The organism is Cedecea sp. B1(4) (assembly GCF_059414925.1).
On record NZ_JCAHMZ010000028.1, the window covers coordinates 1 to 256 of the forward strand.

Sequence of the window (256 nt, forward strand, 5' to 3'; positions counted from 1 at the left end):
TCGATTGGCAGCAGGAACGGCAGGTCGATTGCACGTACTGGTTCTGGGATGTAAGAATCCAGGAAGCCAGCCAGTTCAACGATTTTAGCTTCCCACTCTGCTTCGCCTTCCAGCGCTTTCAGAGCAGAACCACGGATGATTGGAGTGTCATCGCCTGGGAAGTCGTACTGAGACAGAAGTTCACGCACTTCCATTTCAACCAGTTCCAGCAGCTCTTCGTCATCAACCATGTCACATTTGTTCAGGAACACGATGA

The 256-nt window shown here is 50.8% G+C and carries 1 protein-coding gene; it reads right to left on the reverse strand.

The window, feature by feature from the left end:
• Window positions 1–256, reverse strand: a 256-nt coding sequence (locus tag ACR6JA_RS22010; protein WP_494599497.1) for a GTP-binding protein, incomplete at both ends; no start/stop codon positions are given.